This window comes from Streptomyces sp. NPDC058773 (genome assembly GCF_042746015.1).
Taxonomy (GTDB): domain Bacteria; phylum Actinomycetota; class Actinomycetes; order Streptomycetales; family Streptomycetaceae; genus Streptomyces.
Genome location: NZ_JBHYPE010000041.1, coordinates 19,205 through 38,453, shown reverse-complemented (window position 1 = coordinate 38,453; position 19,249 = coordinate 19,205). Strand labels below are relative to the sequence as shown.

16 protein-coding genes and 2 pseudogenes are annotated in these 19,249 nt (G+C 72.6%); 10 read left to right on the top strand and 8 right to left on the bottom strand.

Going from position 1 to position 19,249, the window contains the following annotated elements:
- Positions 1–455 precede the first annotated feature (455 nt).
- Entirely contained in the window at positions 456–2,588 is a 2,133-nt protein-coding gene (locus ACFW5B_RS27920; RefSeq protein WP_386445205.1) for an alpha/beta fold hydrolase, read from the top strand.
- Between the two features lie 242 nt (positions 2,589–2,830).
- Complete coding sequence (locus ACFW5B_RS27915) at positions 2,831–3,373, top strand: Rieske (2Fe-2S) protein (protein WP_386445261.1); 543 nt, start codon at positions 2,831–2,833, stop codon at positions 3,371–3,373.
- A 38-nt stretch (positions 3,374–3,411) separates the two neighbouring features.
- On the opposite strand, the gene ACFW5B_RS27910 is transcribed toward ACFW5B_RS27915, so the two are convergent.
- Positions 3,412–4,053, bottom strand: coding sequence for a cysteine hydrolase (locus ACFW5B_RS27910; protein WP_386445202.1), 642 nt, complete (start codon positions 4,051–4,053; stop codon positions 3,412–3,414).
- 220 nt (positions 4,054–4,273) lie between these two features.
- On the opposite strand from ACFW5B_RS27910, the gene ACFW5B_RS27905 reads away from it, so the two are divergent.
- The 3 genes from ACFW5B_RS27905 (at position 4,274) to ACFW5B_RS27895 (ending at position 7,959) form a co-directional block, all read left to right on the top strand.
- Positions 4,274–4,738, top strand: coding sequence for a pyridoxamine 5'-phosphate oxidase family protein (locus ACFW5B_RS27905; RefSeq protein WP_386445199.1), 465 nt, complete (start codon positions 4,274–4,276; stop codon positions 4,736–4,738).
- A 214-nt stretch (positions 4,739–4,952) separates the two neighbouring features.
- Positions 4,953–6,413, top strand: coding sequence for an acyl-CoA synthetase (locus ACFW5B_RS27900; protein WP_386445196.1), 1,461 nt, complete (start codon positions 4,953–4,955; stop codon positions 6,411–6,413).
- Positions 6,414–6,618: 205 nt separating this feature from the next.
- A complete protein-coding gene (locus ACFW5B_RS27895) occupies positions 6,619–7,959 on the top strand; it encodes a carboxyl transferase domain-containing protein (RefSeq protein ID WP_386445258.1) in 1,341 nt (446 codons plus the stop codon).
- Between the two features lie 32 nt (positions 7,960–7,991).
- Here ACFW5B_RS27895 and ACFW5B_RS27890 read toward each other — a convergent pair whose 3' ends face one another.
- Positions 7,992–8,900 carry a LysR family transcriptional regulator gene (locus ACFW5B_RS27890; protein ID WP_386445193.1) on the bottom strand — a complete coding sequence of 303 codons (909 nt, stop codon included), beginning with the start codon at positions 8,898–8,900 and terminating at the stop codon, positions 7,992–7,994.
- Positions 8,901–8,974: 74 nt separating this feature from the next.
- Here ACFW5B_RS27890 and ACFW5B_RS27885 point away from each other — a divergent pair, with 74 nt between their 5' ends.
- Positions 8,975–10,051 (top strand): DMT family transporter, encoded by a 1,077-nt coding sequence (locus ACFW5B_RS27885; protein ID WP_386445190.1) that lies wholly within the window; start codon positions 8,975–8,977, stop codon positions 10,049–10,051.
- A 155-nt stretch (positions 10,052–10,206) separates the two neighbouring features.
- Here ACFW5B_RS27885 and ACFW5B_RS27880 read toward each other — a convergent pair whose 3' ends face one another.
- Positions 10,207–11,538 carry an aminotransferase class I/II-fold pyridoxal phosphate-dependent enzyme gene (locus tag ACFW5B_RS27880; RefSeq protein WP_386445187.1) on the bottom strand — a complete coding sequence of 444 codons (1,332 nt, stop codon included), beginning with the start codon at positions 11,536–11,538 and terminating at the stop codon, positions 10,207–10,209.
- Between the two features lie 36 nt (positions 11,539–11,574).
- Between ACFW5B_RS27880 and ACFW5B_RS27875 the strand changes: the two genes are divergently transcribed.
- Together ACFW5B_RS27875 and ACFW5B_RS27870 are read left to right on the top strand one after the other, a co-directional pair.
- Positions 11,575–12,240, top strand: coding sequence for a pyridoxamine 5'-phosphate oxidase family protein (locus ACFW5B_RS27875; RefSeq protein ID WP_386445184.1), 666 nt, complete (start codon positions 11,575–11,577; stop codon positions 12,238–12,240).
- Between the two features lie 10 nt (positions 12,241–12,250).
- A complete protein-coding gene (locus ACFW5B_RS27870; RefSeq protein ID WP_386445181.1) occupies positions 12,251–12,907 on the top strand; it encodes an FMN-binding negative transcriptional regulator in 657 nt (218 codons plus the stop codon).
- A 79-nt stretch (positions 12,908–12,986) separates the two neighbouring features.
- On the opposite strand, the pseudogene ACFW5B_RS27865 reads toward ACFW5B_RS27870, so the two are convergent.
- The 3 genes and pseudogenes from ACFW5B_RS27865 to ACFW5B_RS27855 form a co-directional block, all read right to left on the bottom strand.
- Positions 12,987–13,963, bottom strand: a pseudogene (locus tag ACFW5B_RS27865) (DMT family transporter).
- A 200-nt stretch (positions 13,964–14,163) separates the two neighbouring features.
- Positions 14,164–15,147: pseudogene (locus ACFW5B_RS27860) on the bottom strand (DMT family transporter); the annotation flags it as partial.
- A 115-nt stretch (positions 15,148–15,262) separates the two neighbouring features.
- Positions 15,263–15,793 (bottom strand): Clp protease N-terminal domain-containing protein, encoded by a 531-nt coding sequence (locus tag ACFW5B_RS27855; RefSeq protein ID WP_386445178.1) that lies wholly within the window; start codon positions 15,791–15,793, stop codon positions 15,263–15,265.
- A gap of 293 nt (positions 15,794–16,086) precedes the next feature.
- Between ACFW5B_RS27855 and ACFW5B_RS27850 the strand changes: the two genes are divergently transcribed.
- Positions 16,087–16,515, top strand: coding sequence for an SRPBCC family protein (locus ACFW5B_RS27850; RefSeq protein WP_386445175.1), 429 nt, complete (start codon positions 16,087–16,089; stop codon positions 16,513–16,515).
- Between the two features lie 60 nt (positions 16,516–16,575).
- Here the strand turns inward: ACFW5B_RS27850 and ACFW5B_RS27845 are convergent, their stop codons facing one another.
- Positions 16,576–17,202: a PadR family transcriptional regulator gene (locus ACFW5B_RS27845; protein WP_386445172.1), complete on the bottom strand. Its 627-nt coding sequence runs from the start codon at positions 17,200–17,202 to the stop codon at positions 16,576–16,578.
- Positions 17,203–17,415: 213 nt separating this feature from the next.
- On the opposite strand from ACFW5B_RS27845, the gene ACFW5B_RS27840 reads away from it, so the two are divergent.
- Entirely contained in the window at positions 17,416–18,237 is an 822-nt protein-coding gene (locus tag ACFW5B_RS27840) for a PhzF family phenazine biosynthesis protein (RefSeq protein WP_386445169.1), read from the top strand.
- 68 nt (positions 18,238–18,305) lie between these two features.
- Here the strand turns inward: ACFW5B_RS27840 and ACFW5B_RS27835 are convergent, their stop codons facing one another.
- A complete protein-coding gene (locus ACFW5B_RS27835; protein ID WP_386445166.1) occupies positions 18,306–19,115 on the bottom strand; it encodes a CPBP family intramembrane glutamic endopeptidase in 810 nt (269 codons plus the stop codon).
- Positions 19,116–19,249: the final 134 nt, after the last annotated feature.

Sequence of the window (19,249 nt, the reverse complement as noted above, 5' to 3'; positions counted from 1 at the left end):
CACGCCCGATACGCGGGGGATTTCGGTCAGGGAAAGCAGCGAAGCGGCGCAGCAGCCGGAGCACTTCCCGCCGCGTCGTCACACCTCCCACGCGGCTCACCGACCCGGCCGACGCCCCGGCGTCGGCGAGGTATCTCGACCTCCGAGGTGCCGTCCCGGTGGTGCCGCGTGATAGAAGTACCGAGATCGTCCGACTCGACGGTCTCCGGGAGCGGCCCGCACTCACGCATCGGCGTGACGCTACGGCGGCATGACTTCGCCACCGGCCACGGCATCGTCCCGTCGCTGGATCTTCCCTTTCGTGCCCGGTCAGGTACCGGCGCTCAGTGCTGCGCGTACATCGCTGCCGCCGGGCCTTCTCCCCGAATCCGGGCCATGCCTAGGTTGTCTCCGGGGCTCGCCGTGCCCGGAACCGCCGCAGACCGGAACGCCCTCATCACCTGGAGGAGAGCATCTTGCACAGCAGCACCGTGAAATCCGGGCAGTCCTCGGATTCCGTCGATTTCCCCCTTCAGTTCGCCCGCAGCCGCCGTTTCTCCCTGGGAGTGCCCAGGCATTTCACCGTCTCCCCCGACGGCCGCCGGGTGCTCTTCGTCCGTACGGCTTCCGGCACCGATCCGGTGGGCCGGCTGTGGCAGTACGAGGACGGCACGGAGCGGCTGTTGGCCGATCCGGCCCTCCTGGTAGGGGCCGGATCAGGGGCGGTCCCGGAGGAGGAGAGACTGCGCCGGGAGCGTGCCCGCGAGCGGTCGGTCGGAGTGGTGTCGTACGCGACGGACGACGCCGCCCGTCTGGTGGCGTTCGCCCTGTCGGGGGCCCTGTGGGCGGTGCGCACCGACGGCGGCACACCGTTCTCCGTCCCTGCGGCCGGTCCGGTGGTCGACCCACGCCCCTCCCTCGATGGCCGGTACATCGCCTATGTGAGCAGTCGTTGCTTCCACGTCGTCGATCTGGCCGGCGCCGACCGGCAATTGGCCCGTGCTGAGGCTCCGGAGGTCTCCTACGGGCTCGCCGAGTACGTGGCCGCCGAGTCCATGCACCGGATGCGCGGCTACTGGTGGGCACCGGACAGTCGCCGCCTCCTTGTGGCCAGGGTCGATACCGGCCCTGTGGAACGGCGATACCTCAGCGATCCGGCCGACCCGACGAAGCCGCCACAGGCGATCCGTTACCCGGCAGCCGGCACCCCCAATGCGGAGGTCACCCTGCAGTTGCTCTCTCTGGAGGGCGAGCGGGTCGAGGTGGAGTGGGACCGCAGGGCGTACGAGTACGTCGTGGCGGCGGGCTGGGACGCGCACGGTCCGTTCGTCTCCGTGCAGAGCCGCGACCAGCGCACCATGCGCACCCTCGCGATCGATCCGGAGACCGGCGCCACCGCAGTACTGCACGAGCGGACCGATCCCGCCTGGGTGGAGATCATCGACGGCACTCCGGCCCGTACGGCGTCGGGTGCTCTGGTGCTCCACGAGGACGAGGGCGACACCCGGTATCTGACCGTCGATGGCCGACGGGTCACCCCGGAGGGACTCCAACTGTGCGCGGTCCTAGGGGTCGAGGGTGAGCGGGTGCTCTTCACGGCGAGCGAGAATCCGCTGGAGACCCATGTGTGGTGCCATGAGCCCGGCCGCGGCATCCGCCGGCTGAGCCGGGAGCCCGGCAGGTACACGGGCGTGGCGCGGGGCGGCACGGTCGTTCTCGCGGGCCTGACACCTCAGGGCGACGTGGTGGGTGTGCTGCGTGGTGACGGAGCGGCCGGGGACCCGCCCTACCAGGCCCTCGCCTCGCTCGCCGAGGAACCGTCGATCATCCCGCGTCCGGTCCATCTCACGCTTGGTGAACGGGAGTTGCACGGCGCGCTCTACCTTCCGTCCTGGCACGAGGCGGGCACCGGAAAGCTGCCGGTACTGCTCGACCCGTATGGAGGGGCGGGCCTCCAGCTCGTCGGACGGGCCCGCGGATGGTTCACCTGTGTGTCGCAGTGGTTCGCCGAGCAGGGGTTCGCGGTGCTGGTGGTCGACGGGCGCGGAACCCCGAACCGTGGCCCGGCCTGGGAGAAAGCCCTTCACGGCGACCTGATAACCCCCGTATTGGAGGACCAGGTGGACGCGCTGCGGGCGGCCGCGGCGCGTTTCGACGACCTCGATCTGACGCGGGTGGCGGTCCGCGGCTGGTCGTTCGGCGGGTTCCTGGCCGCGGCAGCCGTGCTGCACCGCCCCGACGTCTTCCGCGCGGCGGTCGCCGGCGCCCCGCCCACCGACCAGCGGCTGTACGACACGCACTGGAAGGAGCGGTTCCTGGGCCACCCTGAGGAGCAGCCGGACAACTATGCGGCCTCCTCCCTGATCGGCCACGGCCATCTGCTGAGCCGCCCGCTGCTGCTGGTCCATGGGCTCGCCGACGACAATGTGGCGGCCGCGCACACGCTGCGCTTCTCGGCGGAGCTGCTCGCGGCGGGCAAGCCGCACAGCGTGCTGCCGCTGCCCGGCGCCACCCACATGCCGGCCGACGACACGGTCGTGGCGCAGTTGCTGCACTTCCAGCGGGACTTCCTGCTCGATGCCCTGGAGGAGCGCGCCGGCCAGGGCTGACCAAGGGGCCGGCGCGCTCGTCGGGGCACCGGCCGCCGAGCGCGCCGGCCGGGCGCTCCGGTCGTCAGTCCCTCCGCTGTCCGCTCCGATGGATCGCACGGACTCGTTGAACACTCCGGGCGGGGCTTCCGTATGGACCATTGCGACGTCCATGGAGCACATCGCGCACCGAAGGCACCACCAAGAACCGGAGGCACACCATGGCTCGACAGTCAGCGTCGGAGCGGACGGAGACCGAAGCGATGACGGCGACGGAGGAGACCCGCCCGGCGGGGCGCGGGGCCGGGCGGCGCGCGGTCGTCGCCGCGGTGGGCGCGGCCGGGCTCACCGCAGCGCTGGCGGCCTGTGGCGGCGACATGGCGGACGCGGGCAGCGGGAACAGCGGCGGCTCCAAGGCCGCGGGTGACGATCAGGCCGCTTCGGGGGCGAGCGGCGGCGACAGCGGTTCGGGCGGCACCGGAGGGAGCGGCGGCGACGGTTCCGCCGGTGGGGACGCCGGCCCCGCACTCGCCAAGACGTCGGAGATCCCCAAGGGCGGCGGCAAGATCTTCAAGGGCGAGAAGGTCGTCGTCACCCAGCCCCAGGACGGCGACATCAAGGCCTTCTCCGCCATCTGCACGCATGCGGGCTGCGTCGTCGGCGAGGTCTCCGGCGGCACCATCAACTGCATGTGCCACGGCAGCAAGTTCGACATCAACGACGGCAGTGTGAAGACCGGGCCCGCCACCAAGGGGCTGGCGCCCGCCAAGGTCACCGTCAAGGGCGGCTCGGTCACCCTCGGCTGACCCGGCGGACCGCCCGTTCTGCCGCCCGTCGCCCCGGGTCAGCGGTCGGGGCGCGGCCGTCGCCAGCCGGCCAGGACGTCATCGGTGGTGGTGACGGTGGCGACCAGAGCCAGGGTGTTACGGACCATCGCGGGGGTGTAGTCGGCCGGCACTCCCGCGATGGCGTCCGCGGGCACCACGGCCGTGTAGCCGAGGTTGACCGCGTCGAAGACGGCATTGGGGACCGCCACATTCGCCGACACCCCGGTGACGACCAGGGTCCGGCACCCGACGTTGCGCAGCAGCGCGTCCACCTCGGTGCCGGCGATCGGGGAGAGGCCGTGCAGTCTGCGCACCACCAGGTCGTCGTCGGAGACGGATATCGGGTCGGCGATGCGGACCGCGGTGGATCCGGTGAGCTGCTGGACGGGCAGCCGCTCGGCCGCCTTGAACAGACGGGCGTTGCGACTGGCGCCGCGCCCGTCGGCACGCCGTTCGGCGACCGCGTGCAGCACCTGTACGTCGGCGTCATGGGCGGCCGCCACCAGGCGGGCGACGTTCGCCAGCGCCCCCGATGCCGCGTCGGCGAGTTCGGGCAGTGCACTGTCCGGGCCGACCACTCCGCGCTGGCACTCGACGGTGAGCAGCACCGTCGTGGCCGGGTCCAGCTGGCCGATGAGCCGTGCGGCGTCCGAAGGCATCGCGTTCCTCTCTGGCGGACCTGATTCCCGGTGGGCCTGTGCCCGGCGTCGGCGGGTCGTTCCCCGAGGACGGACCCACGCGAGGCGGGCGAGGGTAGCGGGCATTGCGTACGCCGGGAAGAGCCTCCATGCTTTCCGACGCACAGTCAGCTATCTGGGGCCGGTGTCAGGTGAGCGGGTCGGTGCCGCCTGAGCGCCACACAGTGGAGGGCGATGACGGATGGCCGATACACAGCGGCGCGGACGACGGATCATGATGACGCGGGACGAGCTCGACGCCTTCCTCGCGGCGCAGCACACCTGCCGGGTCGCCACGGTCGGTGGCGACGGCGCGCCGCATGTCGGGGCGCTGTGGTTCCTCTGGGACGGTACGGCGCTGTGGCTCTATTCGATCACCCGCAGCAGGCGGTGGGCCCAGTTGCGCAAGGACCCGCGGATCGCGGTGGTCGTCGATGACGGGCACGCGTACGACGAACTGCGCGGCGCCGAGCTGGCCGGCCGCGCGGAGTTCGTCGGCGAGGCGCCGCGTACGGGCGAGCCGTGCCCCGAACTGGACGTCCCGGAGCGGCTCTTCGCGGAGAAGTACTTCGGGATGTCCGCGATGCCGCACGACGGCCGGCATGCGTGGCTGCGGCTGACACCGGAATCGGTGGCGTCATGGGACTTCCGCAAGATTCCGGGGTGAGGCGCGGGCGCCCCGCCCGGTGGCCGGAGCCGGCACGGTGCGCGCCGGGACGATCAAGAGCGGCGTCGCGTGAGGTTCGTCGTCCCGGCGTGATCGCATTGTCAGTGGTCTCTGCCAGAGTGGTGTGGGTCAGCCCGTTCGGTGCCTGCAGGCGCGGGAGCGGGACGGCCCGGCCGCGAGGTGGCCGGGCGCCGACGAGGACGAAGGAGATCCGGTGAACGTGCTCTTCCCTGCGCTGCGCGACGCCTCGCCCGCACCCGCGCTGCGCTTCGGCGATCGCAGTCTCAGCCATCGCCAGTTGGCATCGGTGGCGGGCGCGCTCGCCGACCGGATCGCCGGTGAGCCCCGGATCGCCCTCTGGGCCACGCCGACGCTGGAGACCGCGGTCGGAGCGGTGGCCGCGCTGCTCGCCGGTGTGGCGGTGGTCCCGGTCAACCCGAAGATCGGCGAGAGCGAGCTGGCGCACATCGTGGCGGACAGCGTGCCCTCGCTCGTCCTGGCCGAACCGGGCACCGATCTGCCGGGTCCGCTGGCCGCGCTGTCCCGTATCGGCATCGAGGCCACGGCGCCGCCCGAGGAGACCGCGCCGACCCCGGTGCCGGCCGAACCGGGCGACGAGGCCCCGGCCCTGATCGTCTACACCTCCGGCACGACCGGTCCGCCCAAGGGCGTCGTCCTCCCCCGGCGCGCCCTCGCGCACACCCTCGACGCCTTGGCGGACGCCTGGCAGTGGACCGCCGACGATGTGCTCGTGCATGCCCTGCCGCTCTTTCACGTCCACGGCCTGATCCTCGGCATCCTCGGACCGCTGCGCCGCGGCGGCAGCGTGCACCACCTGGGGCGCTTCAGCACCGAAGCGGTGTCCCGGGAGCTCGCGGCGGACGGCACGATGCTGTTCGGCGTCCCGACGATGTACCACCGTCTGGCCGCCGAGGTGGGCGGGAATCCCGCGCTCGCCAAGGCCCTCTCCCGGGCCCGGCTGCTGGTCTCCGGGTCGGCCGCGCTGCCGCTGACCGATCATGAGCGGATCACGGCGGCCACCGGCCGGCGGGTGATCGAGCGCTACGGCATGACAGAGACGCTCATGAACACCAGCGTGCGGGCGGACGGCCCCGATGCCGCGGGCACGGTCGGCGTACCGCTCCCGGGGGTGTTCGTCCGGCTCGTCGACGAGGCAGGTCAGGCCATTGAGGGGAACGACGCCGAGACGGTCGGCGAGATCCAGGTCCGCGGCCCGAACCTCTTCGTCGAGTACCTCAACCGTCCCGATGCCACCGCCGCGGCCTTCGACGGCGGATGGTTCCGCACCGGCGACATGGCGGTCCGCGACGCCGCCGGCAACTACCGCATCGTGGGCCGCAAGGCCACCGATCTGATCAAGAGCGGCGGCTACAAGATCGGCGCGGGCGAGATCGAGAACGCGCTGCTGGCCCACCCCGGAGTCGCCGAGGCCGCGGTCACCGGCGCGCCGGACGAGGATCTCGGTGAGCGGATCGTCGCCTGGGTCGTGGCGGCGACCGGCCCCGACGCCGGCCCGGCACCCTCCGCCCAGGAACTCGCCGATCATGTCGCCCGCCAGCTCGCGCCGCACAAACGCCCCCGCACCGTGCATTTCCTGGACGCCCTGCCGCGCAACGACATGGGCAAGATCCTGAAGCGGGAGCTCCGTGCGTAGCGGGGGACGCGGTGGCGCTGGGGACAGGGACGCCGGGGACGGGAGCACCGGCCCGGAGCCGGGCAAGGGCGATGGCCGCCGCGCAGGCAGCGCCCCTGGCGACGGGACCGCGACCGGCGAGCGGACGACGGCCGAGAAACCTGCCACGCCCGGCAACACGACCGCCTCGACGCTGCCGTGCGCCCGGCTGACAGCCCGTCAAGCCATTGCGGCGGTGGCGGACAGCTACAGCGAGTTGAGTGTGCCCGAGGGGCGCGGGCTCTCCTCTGCCGCTTCGTCCGCACCGGACGGCCCCCTCGGCTGGCCCGGCTACGACGACGCGCGGGCCCGCGCCCGGGAGCGGACCGGCGAGGACGAGTCGGTGGTCACCGCCCTGGCCACGATAGGTGGCCGGGAAGCGGTCGTGCTCTCCTTCGAGTTCCGGTACCTGGGCGGCTCCCTCGGGGAACGCACGGGCGACCGTCTGGAGGCCGCTTACGCCCATGCGCGCGAGCACGGCCTTCCGGTGGTCTCGCTGATCGCCACGGGCGGCAGCCGCATGCAGGAAGGAATGCGGGCACTGACCCAACTCCAACGGGTGGCATGGCAGTCGGCGCTGAACCGCGCCGCGGGGCTCCCGCAGCTCGCGGTGCTGCGCGATCCGACAACCGGCGGCGGCTGGGCCACCCTGGGAGCAGGCGCCGATGTGATCCTCGCGCTCCCCGGCGCCCAGGTCGGCTTCGCCGGCTCGCGGGTGCGCCCCCCGGACGCCGACCCTGCCGCCTACACCGCCGAAGGGCAGCTGGCCGCCGGCCATATCGATGCCGTCGTCCCGCCCGACCGGCTGCGCGCCACGCTCCAGCGGTGGCTGCAACTGCTGTGCCCAGCGCAGGAGTTCCGCGACACGGAAGTGGAGCCGGCGCCTCCGCCGGCTGCGCTCGGCCCACCTGGGCTGCCGGAGACCGGCTGGGGTGCGGTGGTCCGTGCCCGCGCGGCCGGGCGGCCGCGCGCGGAAGCATATCTGCACGCCTACTTCGACGGCCTGGAGGAGATCAGCGGCGACCGCTGCGGCGGCGTCGACCCCGGGATACGGTGCGGATTCGGCCGTCGCGAGGGGCGCACCATCGCCTTCGCGGCCCAGTGCGGGACGGCCACTCGGCCGGCCGGCTTCCGTACTGCAGCGCGGCTCGTCCGGCTCGCCGACCGGCTCGGCATACCGGTGCTCACCCTCGTGGACACTCCGGGCGCCGCCAATGACGCGGCGGCCGAGCGGGCCGGTGCCGGGGCCGCCATCGCCGACACCTTCGCGGCACTCGCCACCGCCCGGGCGCCCGTCACCTCTCTGCTCATCGGGGAAGGCGGCTCGGGCGGCGCGCTGGCCCTCGCCGCACCGGACCGGCTCTGGGCCACACCGGACAGCTACTTCTCCGTGATCGCCCCGGAGCCGGCGGCGGCCATCCTCAAACGCGACGAGACGGAGGTCCACGCGACCGCGGACCAACTCCGCATCCGGCCGCAGGACTTGCTGGATCTGGGCGTCATCCGGGGCATCGTCCCACCGGCCTGAGAAGGGGCCGGGGGCCGTCGGCGGTGACCGCCTCAGGGGTGCTGGATGTGCTTCCCGGCCGTACGAAGCGCTTCGACGGCGGCCCGAATCGAGGGCCTGCGGTCGGCATCCGCGCGCCAGATGGCATAGACATGGCGGCGCATCGTATGGCGTACGGGCACCACACTCACCCCGTCCGGCACCGGCCCACGGCCGAGCCGCGGAGCGACCGCGACGCCCAGCCCGGCCGCGATCAAGGCGAGCTGGGTGCCGTGCTCCTCCGCCATGTGCGCCACTCGCGGCTCGATGCCCTTGCTGCGCAGCGTGAACATCAGCCATTCATTGCAGAACTCCCCCTGGGGCCAGGAGATCCACTCGTCGTCGGCGAACTCCTCCAGCTCCACGGAACTCCGCCGGGCCAGCGGATGGGTGGACGGCATCGCCACATCGGCCGGATCGTCCAGCAACGGGGCCTTCGCCAGCCCGTCGGGCAGGGACAGCGGACGGTTGTACCAGTCCAGGACGACCGCCAGATCGATGTCGCCGCGCACCACTCCGCGGACCGACTCGTCCGGCTCCATCTCCGTCAGCCGCGCCCGCAGCTGCGGGTGCTCGGCGCGCAGGGAGACGAGCGCGGCCGGGAACAACCCCCGTGCCGCGGTGGGAAAGGCGCCCAGCCGCAGCTCGCCCACCGCCTGGCCGCGGTGTGCTTCCAGCTCGGCCTGGGCCAGCTCGACCTGCGACAGGATGCGCGTCGCATGATCGGCGAGCAGCCGTCCGGCGTCGGTCAGCCGCACTCCGCGCCCGTTCTTCGCCAGCAGCTGCTGTCCGGTCTCCCGCTCAAGCTTGGCGATCTGTTGCGAGACCGCCGAGGTCGTCACATGCAGCCCGTCGGCGGCCGCGCTCACCGAGCCATGGCGGGCGACCGCGCTCAGCGTCCGTAGGCGATCAAGGTTCAACATATAAGCAATGCTAAGCGATACCCGCCACGAATTCTCGCTTGTGCTACGAAGTTGTACCGCGCATCGTGGACCGCATGAGCACCGCCACGGGCGCACCCACCGCCTCCGCCGCCGCCACGAATCCTCAGGACACGATCGCCGCCCCCGCGGACGACGGGAACGCCGCGACCGCCACGGCCACCTCGCTTCGCACCGCCGCCACCACCGCCGCGCCCGCGACCCCGAAGCCCGGCGGCCGGGCGCGCGCCTGGCAGCTCCGCTTCGCCGCTCTCTCCCTCGTCTGGGGCTTCAGCTTTCTCTTCATCAAGGTGGGCACCCAGGGCTTCGCTCCACTGCAGGTGACGCTGGGCCGGGTCGTCTTCGGCGCGCTGGTGCTGCTGGTCGCCCTCGCGGTCAAGCGCGAGCGGCTCCCCCGGTCCGCCCGCACCTGGGCGCATCTGACGGTGGCCGCGTTCTTCCTCAACGCGCTGCCGTTCTCCCTCTTCGCGTACTCCGAGCTGACCATCCCCTCCACACTGGCCGGCATCTGCAACGCCACCTCACCGCTGTGGGGCATGGCACTGTCGGTCGTCGCACTCTCCGAGGACCGCCCCACCCGGCGTCGAGTCGCGGGCCTCGGCCTCGGGTTTCTGGGCGTGCTCACCGTGCTCGGCGCCTGGCAGGGCTTCGCCGGTACCGACCTGACGGGCACCGTACTGGCGCTGGGCGCCTCGCTTTGCTACGCCATCGGCTGGATCTACGTCCGCCGCACGCTGGCGGGCGTTCCGGAGTCCCACCTGGCCATGTCCAGCGCCCAGCTCCTGCTGGCCACCGCCCAACTGGCCGTGGTGACACCGCTGTTCACCACCGCGCCGACCAGCTACCCCATCGTTCCGCTGCTCGCCGTGTTCGCCCTGGGCGCCCTGGGGACCGGCCTCGCCTTCCTCATCCAGTACGGACTGGTCGCCGAGATCGGCCCCACCACCGCGCAAATGGTCACCTACTTCATCCCCGTGATCGCCACCGCGGCCGGCGTGGCCCTGCTGCACGAGCGGCTGAGCTGGAACACCCCCGTCGGCGCGCTCATCGTCCTGGCCGGTGCCGCCCTCACCCAGAGCAGGCCCCGCCCGAACCGCCCGACGGCCCCGCGGGCCGGATCGACCGCTGACTGACGACACCCGCCCGCGGACTGGCCACCAGCCCAGGAGGCAAGAACTCAGCACCCGCCGAGCCCCCGAGACCTGCCTCGGGGGCTCCAGCCCATCAACTCCCCCGTGCACAGCCGCCGTTCACGTGCCCGGCACAACCAGCGCCCCGGCACTCCCCCTCACTCGTACCGTCGCGCCTCCCCCACCCCCGTCGCCGCGGCGACGGCGTCCGCCACCGGGGCGATGTCGTCGTCGGAGAGACCGGAGACCGTGATGCGGATGCCGGGTGGTGAGTGCAGGCGGAAGCGGGCGCCGGGGGCCACCGCCCAGCCGGAGTGCAGGAGCCGGGCCACCGCGCCGGTTTCGTCCGGGACCGGCAGCCAGACGTTCATTCCGCTGCGACCGCACGCCCGGACTCCACGCTCCGCCAGCGCCCGTATCAGCGCCTCCCGTCGCCGGCCGTACGCTCCGGCCACCGCCTTCGGGTCGATCGCGGAGGTCCGCCACAGATGGACAACCGCGTCCTGCAACAGATGGCTGATCCAGCCCGGACCGAGGCGCTGGCGGCCGGCCACCCGGTCGATGGTCAGCGCATCGCCGGTGAGCACGGCGAGCCGCAGGTCAGGGCCGTACGCCTTGGCCGTCGAACGGACCAGGACCCAGTGGTCGGTGACCCCGGAGAGCGGATGAAGCGGGAGATCGACGATGCCATGGCCGTGATCGTCCTCGATGAGGAGGAGGCCTGGGTGTTCAGCAAGGAGAGTGCGGAGTTCAGCGGCGCGGGCGCGGCCGATGGCGGCGCCGGTGGGGTTCTGCGCCCGGTCGGTGACGACCACGGCGCGGACGCCGTCCCGGATCGCGCGCGCCAACTCTTCCGGCAGCGGGCCCTCGTCATCCACGCCGACCGCGACGGGGCGCAGCCCCAGCGCCGGAATGAGGTCCAGCAGACTGCCCCACCCCGGGTCTTCCACCGCCACGGCGTCGCCGGGCCGCAGATGGGCGGCCAGCACCCGCTCCATGGCATCCAGTGAGCCGCTGGTCACTGCTACGGGAGCCTCCGTCACACCGTCGGCGGCGAACGCCGCGCGGGCGAGGGCGGCGAGGTCGTCGTCCACGGCCGGTGTGCCGTAGAGCACGGGGCGACGGGCGCTGCGCGCGGCGGCCTCGGCCAGCGCCCGCTCCAGCGGAGGCAGCAGCGACGGATCGGGATTTCCGTCGGAGGCGTCCCGGACACCCGGCGGCACCTCCACCCGCAGCGCCTCGCGTGAGGTGCTCGCGGGCCGGGGGCGCACCCGGCTGCCGCGCCGGCCCGCGGTTTCGATCACCCCGCGGTCGCGCAGGGTGCGGTAGGCGGCCGCGACCGTATTGGGATTGACCTCGAGGTAGACGGCCAACTCCCGCAGCGGCGGCAGCAGTTCCCCCGGAGGGAGCGAGCCCGCACCGACGGCACGTTCAACGCTGGCGGCAATCTCCGATGCGCGCCGCCCTTCAATCCGATACTCTCCTAGCACAAACTTGATTATGCACTAGTGCAATGGAGTTTCGCAATGCCCCGAGCCGCGTCGTACGAACCGACCGAGCGCACGACCCCCACCCGCGCCCGCAACCGCGCCGCCTACGACCACGACACGGTGCACGCCATCCTCGACGCGGGCTACGTCTGCCATCTGGGCTTCGTCCGCGACGGTGCGCCGGTCGTCCTGCCGACGCTCTACGGCCGCGTCGGCGACCGCCTCTACCTCCACGGCTCGACGGGCTCCCGCCCCCTGCGGATGGCCGGTGCGGCGCCGGACCCCGGTCTGGAGGTGTGTGTGACGGTCACCCATGTCGACGGCCTGGTCCTGGCCAGGTCCGCTTTCCACCACTCCATCAACTACCGCTGCGTCGTGGTGCACGGCACCGCGCACCAGGTGACCGACGAGGAGGAGAAGACAGCCGCGCTCGACGCGCTCGTCGACCATGTGCTCCCCGGGCGCGCCGCGGACTCCCGGCCGGGCAACGCCAAGGAGCTGGCCGCCACCTCCCTGATCCGTCTCGATCTGCGGGAGGTCTCCGCCAAGATCCGCACCGGCGGTCCCAACGACGAGCCGGAGGATCTCGCACTGCCGTATTGGAGCGGGGTACTGCCCGTGGCCCCCACGTACGGCGCCCCCATACCGTCCGACGACCTGGCGCCCGGTACGCCCCAGCCGGCGTATCTCTCCGCCCGCTGAGGAGCAGCCCGTGCTGATCCACCCCTGGGACGCCCCCACCGACGACACCGAGTGGCAACAGTGGCTCGCGGCACACGACTTCGGCCAGCTGGCGGCCAATGGAGGGCCCGGTGAACCGCCCATGGTGCAGCCGCTGCACTTCGCCTACGACCCGGCCCGCCACGAGGCCGTGACTCATCTGGCCCGGCCCAACCCCCTCTGGAACGCGCTGGAGGACCGGCCGACGGTACTGCTGAGCGTGGTGGACGACTACACCTTCATCCCCGGCCCCTGGCAGGCTGCCGAGGACCAGCCGCCCGAACACGGCGTCCCCACCAGCTTCTACGCCGCCGTCCAGCTGATCTGCACCGCCCATGTCGTGGACGATCCCAAGGAGAAGGCGGCGCTGCTGCGCCGTCAGACGGGCCACTTCCAGCCGGACGGCGGCTCCGCGCCGGTCGCCGCGGGCGCGGCCCCGTACGGACGGCTGCTCTCCGGCATCCGAGGCCTGCGCCTGGAAGTGCGGGAGGTCCGGGCGAAGTTCAAGTACGGGGGCAAGCGGAGCGAGGCCGTCCAGCACCGTGTTTCGGAGCACCTGGCCGAGCGGGACGGCCCCGGGGACGCGGCGGCCCGCGCCCACCAGCAGCGCAGACTGGCCGCGGCCTCCACGGGCAAGCCCGCTTCCTGACGGCGTCCCGTCCGCACCGTCCCGAGGGGTCCGGACGTCCGGGTGCCCGGCCGACACCGCCGGCCGGGCACCCGCGTCCTCAGCCCGCCACCGGCGGCGCCGTCCGCACGACCGTGGCCGCTCCGCGCGCCTCCGTCACCGCCAGGGCCGCAACGGCCGTCAGCAGCACGGCCCTTCCGATGGCCGTCGGCAGCGTGAGCCGCTCCCCGAGGAACAACCCCGCGATGGCCGCCGCCGACACCGGCTCGATCAGGGAGATCACGGACGCGGTCGCGGCGCGGACGGCGGCCAGGCCGGCGAAGTACAGCCCGTAGGCCGGCGGGGTCGGCACCGCCGCGACATAGCCCAGCAGCCAGAGGCTCCAGCCCAGTTCGTGCGCCTGGGGCCACAGCCCCTCCACCACGGCCGGCGGCAGCGGACACAGCGCACCCACCGCGAAGGCGCCGACCGTCGACGCGTACGGATCGCTGCCGCCGCCCCTTCCCGGGCGCCGGGTGAGCAGCGTCATCGCCGCGCGGCCGGCCGCGGACAGCAGCGCCCAGCCGGCACCGGCCGGGCGGACGGTCGCCCCGCCGTCGCCGCCGAGGACCAGAACCGCCAGCCCGGCCGGCGCCCCGGCAACGGCCAGGACTCCGCCCGCGCCGAGCCGTTCGCCCCTCGTCGCCCGTGCCCCGATGGCGATGAGGACAGGGCCCGCGCCCATGGTGACGACGGTGCCCATAGCCAGCCCGGTGGTTTGGACGGCGGCGAAGTAGCCGCTTGGAAGACGGCGAGGGCGATGCCGGTCGTCACCGTCCGGGTCAGTCGCCGACGCAGCGGCTCGTACGGCACAGGGCCGGCGGCGATGCGGGATCGCCGGCGCAGCAGCGCACGTACAGCGAGCAGGAGGACCAGCCCGCCGAAGGTGCGCCAGAAGGTGAGGGCGAGGGGGCCCAGTCGGCTGCCGCGGCAGAGGAGGGCGGCGGCCGCACCCGCGGTGCCCCAGGCGGTCGCGGCGAGCGCGACGTACAACAGCCCCCGGCCCACGGGCAGGGCGGAGGAAGGAGTGGAGTGCATGACGAGGTGCTCGGGGAAATCCGGACGGCCCTGGGTGTATTGATCACGAGCGTTGTTAACAGCCGCTCGGGACCAGCCCGAGCCGGGGTTTCCTCGGAGCCGCCGACCGCGTTACGCGGCGGGAGGGGGCAGCACAGTCGAGTGCATGATCGGCACCCTATGTCGCGCAGGAATCGGCCGCCCCCGGTTGCGCCCACTCCCGTCCCGGCACCGGCCACCCGCACCGTCTCGGTTGACTTCGGCTTGGCCGACTGCGCGATGAAGGCGCCGGTCAGCACCACGACCCCACCGACGATCTGCGGTGCGGAGAGATGCTCGCCGAGCAGCACCCAGGCCAGGACCGTCGCGATGACCGCCTCCAGACAGGCGACCACTCCGGCCACCTGCGGCGAGAGCCGGCGGATCGACACCACTCCGGTGAGGTAGGCCGCCACCGTCGCGATCAGCACGATCCAGGCGAGCAGCGCGACGGCGGGCACCCGGGTGCCGTTCATGTCCGCACCGCCGCAGAGTACGGCCCAGTCCATGCCCCAGGGGCGGGCGATCGCGGTGAGCAGGACGGTGCCGATCAGCAGGCCGTAGGCGGTCACCCCGAGCGGGTCCACCGCCTCGTCGCCGTCGGTGCCGTGATCGGAGAGCACGAAGTAGCCGACCTGGCAGCAGGCCGCGCCGAGCGCGAGCGCCAGGCCGACGGCGTCGAAGCTCAGCCCGGACCAGATCTCGACGACACAGGCCAGCCCGCCGACGGCCAGCACCACACCGACCGCCGCGGCCCGGGTGACCGGCCGTTTCTGCACGAAGCGGACCCAGCCCAGTACCAGGGCGGGCGCCAGATATTCGATGAGGAGCGCGACGCCGACGGGGATACGGGACAGCGCGGCGAAGTAGCACGCCTGGACGCCGGCGACGGCGAGCAGCCCGAAGCCCGCGAGCAACGCGGGCCGCCGGCGCGGCAGATCCCGGTGGCGCCAGGCGATCGGCAGCATCACCAGCGCCGCCCCGGCCACCCGCAGCCAGGTGACCTGAAGTGGTTCGAGACCGGCGGCTATCAGGGGCTTGGCGGCGACCCCCGAACCGCCGAAGGCGAGCGCGGACAGCAGGGCGATACCGAGTCCGGCACCGCGCCCTCCGGGCGTTCGACGGCCGCGCGCCCCAGGGGCGGGCGACGGCTGCTGGGCTCCCATGGGTCCGGACACTCCCTGACCCGAGCCGGTCGATGATCCCGCCGGGCTCCCCGAAGACGCGTGCATCCGGCCATCATGGCAGCCGCCGTCAGCAGTGACACCCCCGAGGCTGCTGTCAGTCGTGGGCCGGGCGGTCCGCGTCCAGACGGCCGGCGAGCCGGGCGGTGTCGACGGCGGCCCGGCGCAGCACCTCGACGGCCCGCGATTCGGGGTCGTCCACGAGGGCGGCGAGCAGGTCGAGGCAGCCCGCGCGGGTGGCGTAGCGGGCGTGGGCGCGGTCCAGCGCGCCGTCCAGGGCGGCGGCCGCGGCGGGTGACCATCCGGGGACGGCGCCCTCCGCGACCACCGGAACCGCGCCGGAGTCCTCGACCGTGCCGTGCCACTGGAGTCCGTAGCCGATGCTGCGCTGGACGAGATAGCCCAGCAACCGCGCGACCTGCGGCCCGCCGTCGAAGGCGTCGCGCACCGCGGGGTCCCACTCCAGGAGGCCGTGCAGCAGATGCGCGGTGTCGACCTGCCGGTCGCCGTCACGGGTGGCACGCCGGCGGGCAGCGGACACCACTGACGCGAGGTCGACGGTGAGCCGGGTGCCGAGGTCCTCCGGGGCAGGGCCGTCGCCGGCACTGTACGCAGTACGGTTTTGCACAGCCCCCACCCCACCAGCCCCTGTGCGGCGGGACATCACCGGCGGGAAGCATTCACGCCTGCCGCGCTGGTTGCGCACACCCGCCCCGGTCTCATCCTTACGGAGGAGAACGGGGCGAGATTCCTGAAGTCCGGATATACGCGGACGAGACGACCTGTCCCCGTCACAGCCACGCCGGAGCCCAGGAACTGACGACACGTCAGCAATGGCGGGCCCTCGCTATTGCACCTTCACCCCGTCGGGGATACGTTCCGCGGCACCCAGCCAGGGATCGTCACCGAAGGGGTGGTCGCATGGCCGACGTCACCGCGCAGGCCCGTATCGAGGCACCGGCCGCGAAGATCTGGGAACGGCTCACCGACTTCGACTCCTACGGGCAGTGGAACGCCACCCACACCGCCTTCCCCAAGGGCGGCCCGGAATCGCTGGAGGTCGGCGCGGGCTACGAGGAGCAGATGAAGCTGATGGGGTTCCCCGCGGAGGTCGTCTGGACCGTGCGGGAGCTGGAGCCCGGCCGGCTGCTCGCCATTGAGGGCAAGGGGCCGATGGGCGTCAGCCTGGGGATGCGTTACGAGCTCACCGCGGACGGCGGGGCCACGGCCGTACGGATCGACGGGACGTTCACCGGCGCCGCGGTCTCGCTGATGGCCGGCAAGCTCAAGGATTCGGCGAGCGCCGCGCTGAAGGAGTCACTGCGCAAGCTCGCCACTCTGACCGCCTGACCATTCGGGGGCCGCGCCGCACCCCGGCCCCCGAAGGCTCCACCCCCTGTCCGCTCTCACTCAGTCCTCTTCGGCGAGGATCAAATACAGCTCCTTGCGCGCCTTGTTGACCACCGCCATGGCCTTCTCCCGCTGCTCGGGACTGCCGGTGGCCCACACCTGCCGGAACGCCTCGACCAGGCCGCCGCCCGCCTTGCGGATCTCGTTCATGGCCTCCCAGTCGACGCCGCGGCCGGCATCCTCCCAGGGGGCGTCAGAGCCACTGTCGGCCTCGGCACGCCCGGCGTCGGTCAGCGAGAACAGCTTCTTGCCGCCCTCACTGGCGCTGGCGATCAGACCCTCGTCCTCGAGGAGCTGCAGCGTCGGATAGACCGAGCCGGGGCTGGGCTTCCACGCCCCGCCGCTGCGCTCGGCGATCTCCTGGATCATCTCGTAGCCGTGCATCGGACGGTCCTTGAGCAGCGCCAGGATCGAGGCGCGCACATCGCCGCGGCGCGCCCGGCCGCGCGGTCCGCCGCGCCCCCGGCCGCCACCGAAGGGCGGACCTCCGAACGGCGGGCCGAACGGGCCGAAGGCCGAGCGCCGCCGCTCCCATCCGCCCGCGAAGTCGCCGCGGCCACCGTGGCGCCCGGGCCCGCAGTACTCATGCCGGTGCTCATGGCCGTGTTCATGTCCTTGGGAACGCATGATGGCGTCCTCCTTTTCTCTATCGTTGATCGGTCGCGATGCTTCAACGATATATCGGGACTGTTCGTCGAGCAAGACCCGGACTCAGATCTCATGGAGCCGCACATGCCCCCGGGCGGACCGCCCGCACCGGCCACCACCGCCACGCCTGCCGTCCAATTCCCTCGAATTGGCCTTGGTCTGCAGGTTTGCGGCACCTCTACGCTCGCGGCCATGAGGATTCGCATCGTCGACGCCTTCAGTGAGCGTCCGTTCGCCGGCAACCCCGCGGGAGTCGTCCTCCTCGACTCCGGCGACTTTCCCGATACGGCCTGGCTGCAGCGGGTCGCCACCGAGGTCAATCTCTCCGAGACCGCCTTCGCGCATCCGCTGCCCGCGGGCGGCGACGCCGACTGGGCGCTGCGCTGGCTCACCCCGGCCGCCGAGGTGAACATGTGCGGGCACGCCACTCTGGCCACCGCGCACGTCCTGCACACGACAGGGGCGGCCACGGGTACGGTCCGCTTCCGCACCCGCAGCGGGGTGCTGACCACTACGGCGGACGACGGCGGGGCGATCACCATGGACTTCCCGACCGCCCCGCTCACCCCCGTCGAGGTACCGCCGGTGGTCGCGGACGCGCTGGGCGCCGAGATCCGCTCCGCGCACGACACCGGCCCCGATGTCGGCGATCTCCTGGTCGAGCTGGCCGACGAGCGGTCCGTACGGGAGCTGACCCCGGACCTGAAGGCGCTCGCCGGGCACGGCGGCCGCGGGGTGATCGCCACCGCGCGCGCCGAAGACCCCGACGGCGGCCACGACTTCTTCTCGCGGTGCTTCTTCCCCGGAGTGGGCATCGACGAGGACCCGGTAACGGGCAGCGCGCACACCGCGCTCGCACCGTTCTGGTCGGCGCGTCTGGGCCGTGCCTCCCTGATCGGCCTCCAGGGCGCCGCCCGCACCGGCTTCGTACGGACCGAACTGCGCGGCGACCGTACGCTGCTGACCGGTTCGGCGGTCACCGTCATCGACGGGGAACTACTGGCCACCGGCTGACCCCGCCCGCGCGGCGGCAGCCCCGGGAGGCGCGGCAGGCACCGGCGGTGCCCCGCGCCTCCGTCATCTCACGGCGTCGGCAGCCACCCCACCCGTCCGGCGAGCAGCGCGTAGCCGACGAACGCCACGATGTCGATCAGCGCATGGGCGGCAACCAGCGGACCGACCCGCCCCCACCGCCGGTAAAGGAGGACGAAGAGCACACCCATCACCATGTTGCCGATGAAGCCGCCGATGCCCTGGTAGAGGTGGTAGGAACCGCGCAGCACCGAGCTGGCCGCGAGTGCCGCGAGCGGCGACCAGCCCAATTGCCCCAGCCTGCGCAGCAGATACCCGACGACGATGACCTCTTCCAGGACGGCGTTCTGCACCGCGGAGGCGATCAGCACCGGGATCTTCCACCAGACGTCGGGCAGCGCCTCGGGGACCACCGTGAGATTGAATCCGGCCGCCCGCGCGCCCAGATACAGCAGCAGACCGCTGCCGCCGATGACGACTGCCAGCGCGAGGCCGCGGCTCAGGTCGAAGACGGGCCGCCGGCGGTCGAAGCCGACCGCCCGCAGCCCGCCGGCCCGCTCCCGCAGCAGCAGATGCGCCACCAGCGCCACGGGCACCAGAGCGGTCGCGATACCGAACAGCTGCCAGGCGAGATCCAGCCAGGGCCGGCCTGGTGCATGGGAGCCGTTGAGCGTCGCCGCCTGGTCCTTGAGGCCGCCGGGCTTGGTCACCGAGCCGATGAAGCTGATCAGCGCCGACAGCCCGCTGGCACCCAGCGAGAGGGCCAGGACGATCCATGTCTCGCTCCGCAGGATGCTCCGCGAGGGCTCTCCGAGGATCCCGTCACCAGGCCCTTGACCTGGAACGTCCGCATCGGCCACGGGACTTGTATCCGACTGCACACTTCCTCCGCTTCCGCAGTTACCGCCTCATCTCCGGCACCGCCCCGCTAGGGTCTCGGCAGCAGGTACGAAGATCGCACACGACATGCCCGGGACGGGCGCCATCCCGATGG